Source organism: Paracoccus sp. KKT209 (assembly GCF_055635455.1).
The window spans coordinates 290212-302278 of record NZ_JBVMWB010000002.1 but is presented as its reverse complement, the minus strand read 5'-3'; the positions used below and the strand labels follow the sequence as shown (position 1 = coordinate 302278).

Genomic DNA, 12067 nt, shown 5'->3' with positions numbered 1-12067 from the left:
GGTCGGATGTCAGGCGCTTGCTCCGGCATAGAGGCCGGCATGGGCCTTGCGCAGTTCGGCCTTTTGGACCTTGCCCATGACGTTGCGCGGCAGCGCCTCGGCCAGGATCACGCGCTTGGGCTGCTTGAAGCGCGCCAGGCTGTCCGACAGGGCGGCGCGGATGCCGTCCGGGTCAAGGTCGGCGGACTTTGCCACGACGATGGCGGTCACCGCCTCGCCCAGGTCGGGATGCGGCAGCCCGATCACGGCGCTTTCCAGCACGCCGGGCAGGGCGTCGATCGCTTCTTCGACCTCCTTGGGATAGACGTTGTAGCCCCCCGAGATGACCAGGTCCTTGTCGCGCCCGACGATGCGCAGATAGCCGTCCGGCCCGATCGTCCCCAGGTCGCCCGTGATGAAGAACCCATCCTGCCGGAATTCCGAGGCCGTCTTTTCCGGCATGTTCCAGTAGCCTTCGAAGACATTCGGGCCCTGGACCTCGATCAGGCCGATCTCGCCCTGCGGCAGTTCGGCGCCGCTTTCGCGGTCGGTGATCCGGATGCGGATGCCGGGCAGCGCCATGCCGACCGCGCCCGGGATGCGGTCGCCGTCATAGGGGTTCGACGCGATCATGCAGGTTTCGGTCATGCCGTAACGCTCTAGGATCTTGTGGCCGGTGCGCTCGGTGAAGGCGCGGTGATCCTCTGCCAGAAGCGGCGCCGATCCCGACACGAACAGCCGCATCCCGCCGGTCGTCTCGCGGTTCAGGCGGCCGGATTTCAGCAGGCGGGTGTAGAAGGTCGGCACGCCCATCAGCACGGTCGCGCGCTCCATCAGGCCGATGGCTTCGTCGGCATCGAACTTGCTCAGAAAGATCATCGTGGCGCCGGCCACCAGGGCCATGTTGGCCGCCACGAACAGCCCATGCGTGTGAAAGATCGGCAGTGCATGGATCAGGCGGTCATCCGCCGTGAAGCGCCAGCAGTCCAGCAGCGCCTCGGTGTTGGAGGCCAGGTTGCCATGCGTCAGGGCCGCGCCCTTTGAACGGCCCGTGGTGCCGGAAGTATAGAGGATCGCCGCCCGGTCGTCCGGGCCGCAGGGATGCCGATGGGTGCGCGGTTCCGCCTGCCCCGCGCGTTCCATCAGCGATCCGTCGGCGGCATCGCCAAGCGTTTCCACCGCCAGGGTGGCGCTGGCGCGATGGGCATGGGCCTCGGCCTGCGCAGGGTCGCAGACGAACAGGCGCGGCGCCGCGTCGCCGATGAAATAGTCGATCTCGGCCCCGGTATAGGCGGTGTTCAAGGGCAGGAAGATCGCCCCGACCTGCAATGTCGCCAGATAGAGCGCGATCGCCTCGGGCGACTTCTCGACCTGCACGGCCAAGCGGTCGCCGGGCGCGACCCCAAGCGCCGTCAGGGCACCCGCCAGGCGTTCGACCATGTCGCGCATCTGGGCAAAGCTGATATCGGCCTGGCCCGGTCGCTCGAACAGGGTCTTGCCCTGCATGATCTCGGCCGTCTGGACGAATTGTTCGTGGATGGTCTGCATCTGGTGTCCTCCCTTACCCTTGGCCGGCCAGCGCATCAGCCAGTTGCGGGCCATGCGCGACCGTGCCGTCGCGGACGAAAGCTTCGTGCCGGGTCTCGATCCGGTCGAGTTCGTAAAGATAGTTGATCATCAGCCCATGTGCCGCCCTGAGGGCGGAGGGCGCGAAATCGGCCGGCCAGTTCAGGCGATGGGCGCTGGCGCCGTTGCCGAGGTGAAAGCGCGCGACCGGATCGGCGGGCAGGCCGCCCCTGCCCTTTTCCGCGACGATGTAGCGGGCGGCCAGCGCCAGCACCTCGGGGCGCAGCCGGTCGGCCGTGGACGCGTCAGTCTTCCAGTCACCCCCTACCAGCGCCTGCGACAGCGTCCGGGCGCGGTCGTCCTCCTGCGACGCCAGCCAGCGGGCAAAGCCCGGAACGGGCGACAGGGTGACAAAGCAGTTCAACTGCGGCAGTTCGGCTGACAATTCCGCCACGACCTGCTTGATCAGAAAATTGCCAAAGCTGACGCCCTTCAGTCCCGCAAGGCTGTTGTTGATCGAATAGAAGACCGCCGTGTCCGCCGGTGCCGCATCGCGGCTTTCGGGCGCGGTCAGGATCGGGCCGATGGCGTCGGGGATGCCACGGGTCAGCGCCACTTCGACGAAGATCAGCGGCTCGTCGCCCGTGGCGGGATGGAAGAAGGCGAACAGGCGGCGATCCGCCTCAGAGAGGCGCCGCTTGAGATCCTGCCAGCCCTCCATCCGGTGGACACTTTCATAGGCCATGATCTTTTCCAGGATCGCGGCGGGCGTGTTCCAGTCGATGCGCCGCATCCGCAGGAATCCCCGGTTGAACCAGGACGCCAGAAGATGCGCGAAATCCTGGTCGATCGGCGCCAGGCTGGGATCCTGCCGCATCGCCGCCAGCAGGTCCTGGCGCATATGGACCAGTTGCAGCGTCGCGCCGGGTGACAGGTTCAGCCGCCGCAGCAGGGTCTGGCGCGCCGGCTCGACCGCCTGGAACAGGTCGGCGACCGCGGCGGCATCGGGCTGGCGGTCCCAGGCCGCATAGGCTGCGCGGATGCGGTCCGGGTCGACGCCATAGGCGTCGCGCAATTCGTGAAAGAAGCGCAGCTTTTCGTCCGGCGTCAGGTCGCGATAGGCCGACAGGGCCTGCTCGGCGACCGCGACGCGCGAGGCATCGCCGATGCGGCCCATCAGGACCGAACAGGCGACCGTCGCCCGCTCCAGCGCCGGGCGCGACAGCGCCGTCAGCGTCTCCGCCTCGCCAGCGCGGGTGCGGCGGGTGATTGCCTGCACAAGTCCGTCAGGAATGTCAGTCCTTGCCTGCCCATGATGCGATCCTCCTGCCCCATGAAGTACACCGAATCATCGTTGTTGTATATAACAGAGGGGGTGATAGACATTTTATCGGAATTGTTGTGAAATATCGGAGCATTGAGGGCGCAGATGGGCATACCGACGACGCAACGCATCCGGCTGGCGCTGGAAAATGCCATCGTTGACGGGCAGCTGCAGCCCGGCGACCGGATCGACCCTGACCGGATTGCACAGGACTATGGCTGCTCGCGCACGCCGGTGCGCGAGGCGCTGCAGGCGCTGGAGGCGTCGGGCCTGCTGATCGTGCAGCCCAAGCGCGGGACCTTCGTGGCCAAGCTGGGCATCCCGCAACTGATGGAGCGTTTCGAGCTGATGGCCGAGATGGAGTCCTTTTGCGCGCGCCTGGCCTGCCGTCGGGCCGACGGCGCCGACCTGGAGCGCATCGCGACCAGCCTCTCGGCCTGCGAGGCCGCGGCCGAGGCGGGCCACAGCGACGGCTACTATGCCCAGAACACCCTGTTCCACCAGGCCATCTACCGCGCCGCGCATAACGGCTTTCTGGAGGCCGAGACGCTGCGCCTGCAGGCAATCCTGCAGCCCTATCGCCGGCGCCAGCTGCAGGCCCACGGCCGTGTCCGCCGGTCGCTGCAGGAACATCACCGCATCTTCGCGGCCATTCGGGCCGGCGACGAGGCCGCCGCCGCTCAGGCCATGAGCGACCATGTCCTGGTCCAGGGCGACCGCTTCCGTGATCTTGTCGCGCTGCTGGACAGCTTCCCCCCGGCGCGGGTGGGCTGAGCCGTGGGGTAGCCAGGGCCGCAGCTGGCCCCTTGCACCTTCTTCCGCCGCCTCTAGATTGCACAACATGAAAGACGATCTTGCCGCGCCGCGCCGCGGGGACGCCGCATCGGCATCCCCCCCTCCCCACAGACGGCAAGGCATGTCCCGCCGGGTCGCGGTCATCGTGATCGTCGCTGCTACGCTGCTGAAGCTGGCCTTTTTCGCCGTGTTGGACCGGCCCTGGGGATGTGGCTGCGGGCAGATCTGGGCGATGCCCGACAACCCATCGGTGAATTCGCGCGTCATGCTGGACCCCTACACGCTGATGCACCTGGTAACAGGCGCATTGCTGGTCCTGCTGCTGACACGCCTGCGGCCCCGGTGGAGCCTCTGGGCGCTGGTGGCGACCGTGGTCATCAGCAGCACCGTGTGGGAACTGGTCGAGAACCTGCCGGCCAGCATCGACCTTTTCGGCTATGACCCCGGCGACCCGCTGGCCTATCGGGGCGACAGCCGGTTGAACGCGCTGGCCGATACCGCGGCAGCGGCGCTAGGGGCTGTTCTGGCCCGCCCCCTGCCGCTGTGGCTGGTGCTGGCGGCTGTGGCGGCGATTGAACTGGGATTGTCCTTGTGGATCGGCGACGGATTCGTCATCGCAACGCTGCGCGCTGTGCTGGCACTTCCATGACCGCTTCGACCCGGTCTATCGCACCGGGCGCGCCCTCCCATCTGCGGCTGTCGCGGGCGAAGGTCAGCGCCGAGGCCCGGAACTGCGGCTCGGCCAACAGGCGGCCGATGGCGGCTTCGATCCCGCGGCGGCTGCGATGGCCGCGGCCCAGGCTGAGGCCCGCGCCGCAGCCTTCGATCCGTGCGGCCACGCCCGGCTGGTCATGGGTCAGCGGGATGGCCAGCATCGGCACGCCCTGCGCCAGGCATTCCAGCGTCGTGTTCAGCCCGGCATGCGTGACGCAAAGGGTGGCCCGGCTCAGCACGGCGGACTGAGGCACGAAGCTGCACACCCAATCGGCCGGGATGCGCGCCGCCTGCCCGTCGTCTAGGGCATTTCCATGCGACACCAGCACCTGTGCGCCCAGGTTGCGGCAGGCGCGCGCGATCCGCGACAGCAGCCCCATGCGGTGGCCCTGCAGCGTCCCAAGCGAGACATAGATCAACGGCCGGTCCGCATCGAGGCGGATGTCCGGCGGAAAAACCTCGTCCGAGCGGTCGCGGAACGGACCCAGATGCGCGATCCGGCTGCCGCTGTCGGGGCGCGGGAAATCGAGGCCGGGTACCGTCTGCGACAGGGTCAGGATCGGCGACAGGCAATCGGCAAAATCCTCGCGCGGGCCCAGATCCCAATGCGCGCTCCAGCTGCGGATCACCCGGCGGTGTGGGGACATCAGCAGCCGGGCCACCTTGGCGCCGGCCGCGTTGCGATGCAGCCCCTGCTCGGACGGATCGTAGGGCCAGGACAGGAACGGCAGGGGCACGCCGGGTTCGGGGTCGAAGGGCAGCGCGCAGGCGACCGACAGCATCGGCAGGCCCAAGGCCGCGGCGAGAAGCCCCGCGGCAGGCTCGGTCTGATCGCCAAGGATCAGGTCGGGCGCGGCCCGCGTCAGCATCCCCTGCCCAAAGCGGCAGAGGCGGTCCGTCCGGCGGGCGCCCGCCCTGATGTCGGACCAGAGCCCGCCCCCGGCCGGCGCGGCATTGCCCGGCAGGCGCAGGTTGCGGAACCGGGGCGACACCTCGGTCCCCGGCTCGGTCAGAAAAAGGGCCTCATGCCCCCGCGACTGCAGTTCCGCCGCCAGCGCCTCGAAGGCCCGCAGGTGGCTGTGCAGCGGCGGACAGATCAGCGCGACGCGCAGGCCCGGCCGCGCATCCGGGCACCCCGTCCAGCGCATCGGGTCGACGGGGCCGTTCGATCGCAGCAGGGTTTCGGATGTCGCTGTCATTGCATTTCCAACCGGCGCGCGGGGCGAATGTTCCCCATCCCTAGGCGACCCGTGTTGCATGATGTGCAAGACAGGGCTAGCAGTCGATAACCGGTTTGGAACATGACATGCCCCCTGCCCTGTCCCCGCTGAGGGGGATCCTGATGAAATGCGCCAGCGTGACAGTCTTCACGGTGATGGCGGCGATCATCAAGGCCACATCGGCAGGTGCCGACGCGATTCCGGCCGGGCAGCAGGTCTTTTTCCGGTCCTTTTTTGCGCTGCCGGTGATCCTGGTCTGGCTGATCTGGCGCAATGAGCTGTCGGCGGGCCTGCGTTGCCGTCGTCCCCTGGGCCACCTGTGGCGCGGCGTGCTGGGCAGCATGGCGATGGGGCTGAACTTCTGGGCGCTGTCGCTGCTGCCCTTTCCCGAGGTCACCGCGATCGGCTTTGCCGCGCCCTTGCTGGTGGTGGTCCTGGCGGGCCTGTTCCTGGGCGAGAACGTGCGCCTGTTCCGGATGAGCATGGTCGGCCTGGGGCTGGCGGGGGTCCTGGTCGTGCTGTCGCCGCAGCTGTCGGGTCAGGCGGGCTCGATGCCCTCTCGCAGCCTCGGCGCTGGCCTGGCCTTGGGGGGCGCCTTCTGCGCGGCGATGGCGCAGATCTTCGTCCGCCGTCTTGTCCAGGAAGAGCGCGTGACCGCCATCGTCTTCTGGTTCTCGGTCACCGCGTCGTGTCTGGGCCTGGCCACGCTGCCCTTCGGTTGGGCCATGCCGGATGCGGGCACCGCAATGCTGCTGGTCCTGACGGGCCTTCTGGGCGGGCTGGGGCAGATCCTGCTGACCGCCTCCTATCGCCATGCCGATGCCTCGGTCATCGCGCCCTTCGACTATGTCTCGATGCTGCTGGCGGTCGCGATCGGCTGGTGGGTGTTCGACGAGGGGCTGACCGCGCCGGTCGTGATCGGCTCTGCCATGGTCATCCTGGCGGGCATCCTGATCATCTGGCGCGAACACAGGCTGGGGCTGGAATGCAGCCGCCAGCGCCGGGCCATCACGCCGCAGGGCTGAGCCTCAGCGATCCTCCAGCGCCCGCAGTTCCCGTTCCAGAAAGAACGAGATGAACGAGCGGATCAGCACCAGCCCGCCCAAAAGCAGGATATTGGCAAAGCTGAAATGCAGGACGGTGCGGATCAGGTCCGCGACGATCAGCACCTCCAGCCCCGCCAGGATATGCCGCCCCAGCACCAGCCGCCCCTGGTTCAGCTGATGCGTCCGTTCATGCGCGTCCCGACGCAGCGCCTCGCCCGACACGAAGCGGGCCGCAAAGCGCAGCGTCCCCAGCAGCAGAACGGCGAGGGCGAATATCTCGATCCCCACCACCAGCCATTCCAGCAGGACTGCAGCGCGGCCAAGGTGATCCGACAATGAGAAGGTGATCTGCGTGTCCATGCCCGTTCCTGCCTTGCCGCTGCGGCCCCAACGGATGCGGCCCGGGCAGGGTTGCGTCGTTGCGACCTAAGGCAGGGCGTGCAACCCGCGACGGATGTGGCATGATGGCGCCATTCGCGAGGGGGAGAGACGCGGATGCGCGACATCGAGCATGTCAGGGAGATCGGCAAGGTCCTGCAAGGGCAGGCGACCGGGCGCGACGGTGTGGTGTCCGACAGCTGGCGGCGCTGCGTCGAGAGCTATGGGCTGGACCCCGCGCGCCCCTCGCCCGCCCATATCGTCACCGAGGCCGAGCTGCGGAGCCATCGCGAACAGTCCGAGCGGCTGATCGCGATCGCGCGGTCGGGGCTGGACGCGCTGTTCCGGCAGGTGGCGGGGCAGAATTACGTGCTGCTGCTGGCCGATGCCAAGGGCGTGACGGTCGACTTCTTCGGCGACCGGCGGTTCGAGGATGACCTGCGGGCGGCCGGCCTTTACCTGGGCTCCGACTGGTCCGAGCAGCTGGCCGGGACCTGCGGGGTCGGGTCCTGCATCGTGACCGGCGAGGCGATCACCATCCACCAGACCGATCATTTCGACCTCAGCCACACGCCGCTGTCCTGCACCGCGGCACCGATCTTTGACAGCACGGGGCAGCTGGCCGCGGTGCTGGACCTGTCGCTGTTGCGTTCGCCGCAACCCAAGGCCAGCCAGAACCTGGCGATGAACCTGGTGCGCGCCTCGGCCCGCCGGGTCGAGATGGCGAACCTGATGGGTCTGACCCGGCGGGACTGGGTGCTGCGCCTGTCGGCCAGCCCCGAGTTCCTGGAGGTCGATCCCGAGGCGGCGATCGCGCTGGACGAGACCGGCCGCATCATCGGCATGACCCACAGCGCCCAGGCCGCCCTGGGCCAGGGCGGACCACTGATCGGTCAGCGTCTGGACCAGGTGGCCGAACTGTCGGTGGATGACCTTCCCGACCTGATGCGCGGCCGCCCGACCGAGGACCGGGTGATCCGCCTGCGCGACGGACGTGCGCTGTTCGGCCATGCGATCGCGCCACAGACCGTGCGCCTGCCGCGCGGACCGGCGCTGCGGCCGGGCGGGCTGTCCAGCCTGTCGGGCGCGGACCCGGCGATGCAGGCCCTGCTGGACCGGGCGGCGCGGCTGGCGCGCAGCACCGTGCCCCTGCTGATCTGCGGCGAGACCGGCACCGGCAAGGAGCGGCTGGCGCGGGCGATCCATATGTGCCAGCCCGATGCGCCGCCCTTTCGCCTGCTGGATTGTGCGGGCCTGGATGCCTCTGCCCTGGCGGCCCAGGACTGGGCTGCGCCGACACGCGGCACGTTGTTCGTGCGGGGGGTCGAGGATCTGGACGCCGAGGCGCAGGCCATGTTGCTGCGGCGGCTGGCCGACAGCAAGCTGCGGGTGATCGCCACCACCCGCTGCGACATGGGCACGCGGGTGCGGCAGGGGCTGTTCCGGTCCGACCTGTTCTTCCGCATCGCGGGCGCCGCGCTGGAGTTGCCGCCGTTGCGGTTGCGGCAGGATTTCGACTGGCTCTTGTCGCGTCTGCTGGGCGCACAAGGGGGCGACCGGCTGCGCGTCACGCCTGCCGCGCGAGCCGAGCTGCGGGTCCGGCGCTGGCCGGGGAACCTGCGCGAACTGGCCGCGACGCTTCAGACCGCGGCCCTGATGGCCGAGGGGCGGGCCATCGACCTGGACGACCTGCCGCCGCCGCTGCTGGACCCCGCACCCCCGCCCGACCCGACGGATGAGCTTCGGGCGGTGCTGGCGGCCTGCGGAGGCAACATGGCGCAGGCGGCGCGGCGGATGGGAGTCAACCGCTCCACCATCCTGCGGCGGATGCAGCGCCTTGGCCTGACCCCGTCCTGAGGTTGCGCGCGTGTTGCGCGGCGTTGCAGGGGCAACGGGACGAGGCCAGTTCTTGGTGCCGGCCCGTTCCGACACAAGATTTTCCTGTATCCGCGGCCCAATGCGCCGCAGCCTGTTTCCCGGAGGACTGCAATCCAAAGGGAGGAAAACATGCTGGACACCACCACCTCAGCACGCGCCCAGGCCATGCTGGACGCCTTGGGCGAGGCGCTTGCCGCAGGCGACATCGACCGCGCCTGCGACCTGTTCGTGACCGATTGCTATTGGCGCGACCTGGTCAGCTTTACATGGAACATCCGCACGATGGAGGGCCGCGAGCAGGTGGCCGAAATGTTGCGCGCACAACTGGGCCATATCCGGCCCACCGGTTGGCTCCTGGAGCCTTCCGAGGTGCCGGGAGAGGAGGATGGCGTCATCACCGCCTGGTTCCAGTTCGAAACCGCGGTCGGCCGCGGCTATGGCCTGGTCCGGTTGCGCGACGGCCGGATCTGGACCCTGCTGACCGCCTTGCAGGAGCTGAAGGGCCACGAGGAGGCCAAGGGCTTCAACCGGCCCATGGGGGCCAAGCACGGGGCCGGCAAGAACCGCCCCAGCTGGCGCGAGGAGCGCGAGGCCGAGGCCGCCGAGCTGGGCTATGCACGCCAGCCACATACCGTGATCATCGGCGGCGGACAGGGCGGCATCGCCCTGGGGGCGCGGTTGCGCCAGCTGGGCGTGCCCACGATCATCATCGAAAAGAACGACCGCCCCGGCGACAGCTGGCGCAAGCGCTACAAGTCGCTCTGCCTGCATGACCCGGTCTGGTACGACCACCTGCCCTATATCAAGTTCCCCGACAACTGGCCCGTCTTCGCCCCCAAGGACAAGATCGGCGACTGGCTGGAGATGTACACCAAGGTCATGGAGCTGAACTACTGGACGCGCAGCACCTGTCAGCGCGCCAGCTATGACGAGGAAGCGCAGGAATGGACCGTGGTCGTGGATCGCGACGGAGAAGAGGTCGTGCTGCGCCCCAGGCACCTGGTGCTGGCCACCGGCATGTCGGGCAAGCCGCGCATCCCGGAGTTTCCGGGCATGGACCGCTTTCGCGGCGATCAGCATCACAGTTCCAGGCATCCCGGCCCCGATGCCTATGCCGGAAAGAAGGTGGTGATCATCGGCTCGAACAACTCGGCCCATGACATCGCGGCGGCGCTTTGGGAACATGATGCGGATGTGACCATGGTGCAGCGGTCCTCGACCCATATCGTGCGGTCCGACAGCCTGATGGAGATCGGCCTGGGCGCGCTTTACAGCGAAGAGGCCGTCGCCAACGGCATGACCACGGAAAAGGCCGACCTGATCTTTGCCTCGCTGCCCTACCGGATCATGCACCAGTGGCAGATCCCGCTCTATGAGCAGATGAAGGAACGGGACAGGACCTTCTACGAAGGGCTTGAAAAGGCGGGCTTCCAGCTGGACTTCGGCGATGACGGCTCGGGGCTGTTCATGAAGTATCTGCGCCGCGGCTCGGGCTATTACATCGACGTGGGCGCCAGCCAGCTGATCATTGACGGCAAGATCAAGCTGGCGCATGGCCAGGTGGACGAGATTACCGAAACCGGCCTGCGCCTGGATGACGGGCAGGAGCTGCCTGCCGACCTGATCGTCTATGCCACGGGCTATGGTTCGATGAACGGATGGGCGGCCGACCTGATCGGGCAGGACGTGGCCGACCGCGTGGGCAAGTGCTGGGGCCTGGGGTCGGACACGACCAAGGACCCCGGCCCCTGGGAGGGCGAGCAGCGCAACATGTGGAAGCCCACCCAGCAGCAGGCGCTGTGGTTCCACGGCGGCAACCTGCACCAGTCGCGTCACTATTCGCTGTACCTGGCGCTGCAGCTGAAGGCGCGGCAGGCGGGCATCGACACCCCCGTCCATGGGCTGCAGCAGGTTCACCACACCAGCTGACGACTGCGTCCCGGACCGGCGGCCATGGCCGCCGGTTCCCTCCGCGTCTGATGCGCCAATCACTGAACGGAGTAATTCCATGAAAGCCCTGCGGTTTCACGCGGCCAAGGACCTGCGCCTTGAGGACATCGACGAACCTGCCCCTCCCGGCCCCGGGCAGGTGCTGATCCGCAACAGCTTTTGCGGGATCTGCGGCACGGATCTGCACGAATATGCCTATGGCCCGATCTTCATCCCGACCGAGCCGCATCCCTTCACCGGCGCCTCCGGGCCCCAGGTGCTTGGCCACGAATTCGGCGGCGTGGTCCAGGCCGTGGGTGAGGGCGTCACCCATGTCGCGCCTGGCGACCGGGTGTCGGTCCAACCGCTGATCATGCCGCGGTCGGGCGATTATTACGCCGATCGCGGGCTGTTCCACCTGTCGGACCGGCTGGCACTGGCAGGCCTGTCATGGGGATCGGGCGGGATGGCGCAGATGGCGCTGCTGAACGACTACAACGTGGTGCCGATCCCCGACGACCTTCCGGACGAGGCCGTGGCCCTGATCGAGCCTGCGGCGGTGGCGGTCTATGCCTGCGACCGGGGTGGCGTCACGGCAGGGTCCAGCGTCCTGGTGACCGGCGCGGGGCCGATCGGCGTCCTGACGCTGATGGCCGCCCGGGCGGCCGGGGCGGTGCAGCTGTTCGTGTCGGACCCGAACGAGACCCGTCTGGACCTGGTCCGCGACCTGATCCCCGGCGCCGTCACGCTGAACCCGACCCGACAGCAGGTCGGCGACGTCATTCGCGCGGCCACGGAAGGCGGCGTCGGGTGCGACGTCGCGATCGAATGCGTGGGCAATGAACATGCGCTGAAGGCATGCCTTGATGGGGTGCGCAAGCAAGGCGTGGTGGTCCAGACCGGCCTGCACCCGCATGAAAATCCACTGGACTGGTTCGCCGTGACCTTCAAGGACGTCGATATCCGCGGCAGCTGGGCCTATCCCACGCATTACTGGAACCGCGTGGCGCGGATGATCGCCAGCGGCCAGTTGCCGGCGGCCAACGTGGTGACCGACCGCATCGCCCTGTCCGACGCGGTCACGCAGGGCTTCGACCGCCTGCTGGACCCGGCGGGCACGCAGCTAAAGATCCTGATCGACCTGTCGCGCTGACCGATCTTTCGAGGTCGCAGATCTGTTCACGGCCCCTTGGCACCGTCCTTGGGGCCGTGGCCGATCTCAGCGTGCTTGCGATCCG

The 12067-nt window shown here is 68.2% G+C and carries 10 protein-coding genes; 6 read left to right on the top strand and 4 right to left on the bottom strand.

Annotation, left to right across the window (positions count from 1 at the left end; translation table 11 throughout):
* Positions 1-9: 9 nt before the first annotated feature.
* Positions 10-1485: a malonate--CoA ligase gene (locus ACZ2G3_RS17455; protein ID WP_470399724.1), complete on the bottom strand. Its 1476-nt coding sequence runs from the start codon at positions 1483-1485 to the stop codon at positions 10-12.
* A 55-nt stretch (positions 1486-1540) separates the two neighbouring features.
* Positions 1541-2824: a malonyl-CoA decarboxylase domain-containing protein gene (locus tag ACZ2G3_RS17450; protein ID WP_470399319.1), complete on the bottom strand. Its 1284-nt coding sequence runs from the start codon at positions 2822-2824 to the stop codon at positions 1541-1543.
* Positions 2825-2974: 150 nt separating this feature from the next.
* On the opposite strand from ACZ2G3_RS17450, the gene ACZ2G3_RS17445 reads away from it, so the two are divergent.
* Complete coding sequence (locus ACZ2G3_RS17445) at positions 2975-3643, top strand: GntR family transcriptional regulator (RefSeq protein ID WP_470399317.1); 669 nt, start codon at positions 2975-2977, stop codon at positions 3641-3643.
* 142 nt (positions 3644-3785) lie between these two features.
* Entirely contained in the window at positions 3786-4313 is a 528-nt protein-coding gene (locus ACZ2G3_RS17440) for a DUF2585 family protein (protein ID WP_470399315.1), read from the top strand.
* On the opposite strand, the gene ACZ2G3_RS17435 is transcribed toward ACZ2G3_RS17440, so the two are convergent.
* Positions 4276-5577, bottom strand: a complete 1302-nt coding sequence (locus ACZ2G3_RS17435; protein WP_419269789.1) for a glycosyltransferase — start codon at positions 5575-5577, stop codon at positions 4276-4278. The genes ACZ2G3_RS17440 and ACZ2G3_RS17435 overlap by 38 nt on opposite strands.
* Before the next feature lie 143 nt (positions 5578-5720).
* On the opposite strand from ACZ2G3_RS17435, the gene ACZ2G3_RS17430 reads away from it, so the two are divergent.
* The gene (locus ACZ2G3_RS17430) at positions 5721-6623 is read left to right on the top strand and encodes a DMT family transporter (protein ID WP_470399313.1); all 903 of its coding nucleotides are present in this window, start codon (positions 5721-5723) and stop codon (positions 6621-6623) included.
* Positions 6624-6626: 3 nt separating this feature from the next.
* On the opposite strand, the gene ACZ2G3_RS17425 is transcribed toward ACZ2G3_RS17430, so the two are convergent.
* On the bottom strand, positions 6627-7004 hold the full coding sequence (locus ACZ2G3_RS17425; RefSeq protein ID WP_419269793.1) for a DUF1622 domain-containing protein: 378 nt from the start codon (positions 7002-7004) through the stop codon (positions 6627-6629).
* 135 nt (positions 7005-7139) lie between these two features.
* On the opposite strand from ACZ2G3_RS17425, the gene ACZ2G3_RS17420 reads away from it, so the two are divergent.
* The 3 genes from ACZ2G3_RS17420 (at position 7140) to ACZ2G3_RS17410 (ending at position 11982) form a co-directional block, all read left to right on the top strand.
* Positions 7140-8879, top strand: a complete 1740-nt coding sequence (locus ACZ2G3_RS17420; RefSeq protein WP_470399311.1) for a sigma-54-dependent Fis family transcriptional regulator — start codon at positions 7140-7142, stop codon at positions 8877-8879.
* 150 nt (positions 8880-9029) lie between these two features.
* Positions 9030-10829, top strand: coding sequence for an NAD(P)-binding domain-containing protein (locus tag ACZ2G3_RS17415; RefSeq protein WP_470399309.1), 1800 nt, complete (start codon positions 9030-9032; stop codon positions 10827-10829).
* Positions 10830-10908: 79 nt separating this feature from the next.
* Positions 10909-11982 (top strand): 2,3-butanediol dehydrogenase, encoded by a 1074-nt coding sequence (locus ACZ2G3_RS17410; protein WP_470399307.1) that lies wholly within the window; start codon positions 10909-10911, stop codon positions 11980-11982.
* Positions 11983-12067: the final 85 nt, after the last annotated feature.

What these genes read in the sequence shown, in the direction of transcription:
- ACZ2G3_RS17455 (WP_470399724.1), bottom strand. Translation starts at nt 1,485, where the DNA reads ATGCAGGGCAAGACCCTGTTCGAGCGACCGGGCCAGGCCGATATCAGC.
- ACZ2G3_RS17445 (WP_470399317.1), top strand. Translation starts at nt 2,975, where the DNA reads ATGGGCATACCGACGACGCAACGCATCCGGCTGGCGCTGGAAAATGCC.
- ACZ2G3_RS17440 (WP_470399315.1), top strand. Translation starts at nt 3,786, where the DNA reads ATGTCCCGCCGGGTCGCGGTCATCGTGATCGTCGCTGCTACGCTGCTG.
- ACZ2G3_RS17435 (WP_419269789.1), bottom strand. Translation starts at nt 5,577, where the DNA reads ATGACAGCGACATCCGAAACCCTGCTGCGATCGAACGGCCCCGTCGAC.
- ACZ2G3_RS17430 (WP_470399313.1), top strand. Translation starts at nt 5,721, where the DNA reads ATGAAATGCGCCAGCGTGACAGTCTTCACGGTGATGGCGGCGATCATC.
- ACZ2G3_RS17425 (WP_419269793.1), bottom strand. Translation starts at nt 7,004, where the DNA reads ATGGACACGCAGATCACCTTCTCATTGTCGGATCACCTTGGCCGCGCT.
- ACZ2G3_RS17420 (WP_470399311.1), top strand. Translation starts at nt 7,140, where the DNA reads ATGCGCGACATCGAGCATGTCAGGGAGATCGGCAAGGTCCTGCAAGGG.
- ACZ2G3_RS17415 (WP_470399309.1), top strand. Translation starts at nt 9,030, where the DNA reads ATGCTGGACACCACCACCTCAGCACGCGCCCAGGCCATGCTGGACGCC.
- ACZ2G3_RS17410 (WP_470399307.1), top strand. Translation starts at nt 10,909, where the DNA reads ATGAAAGCCCTGCGGTTTCACGCGGCCAAGGACCTGCGCCTTGAGGAC.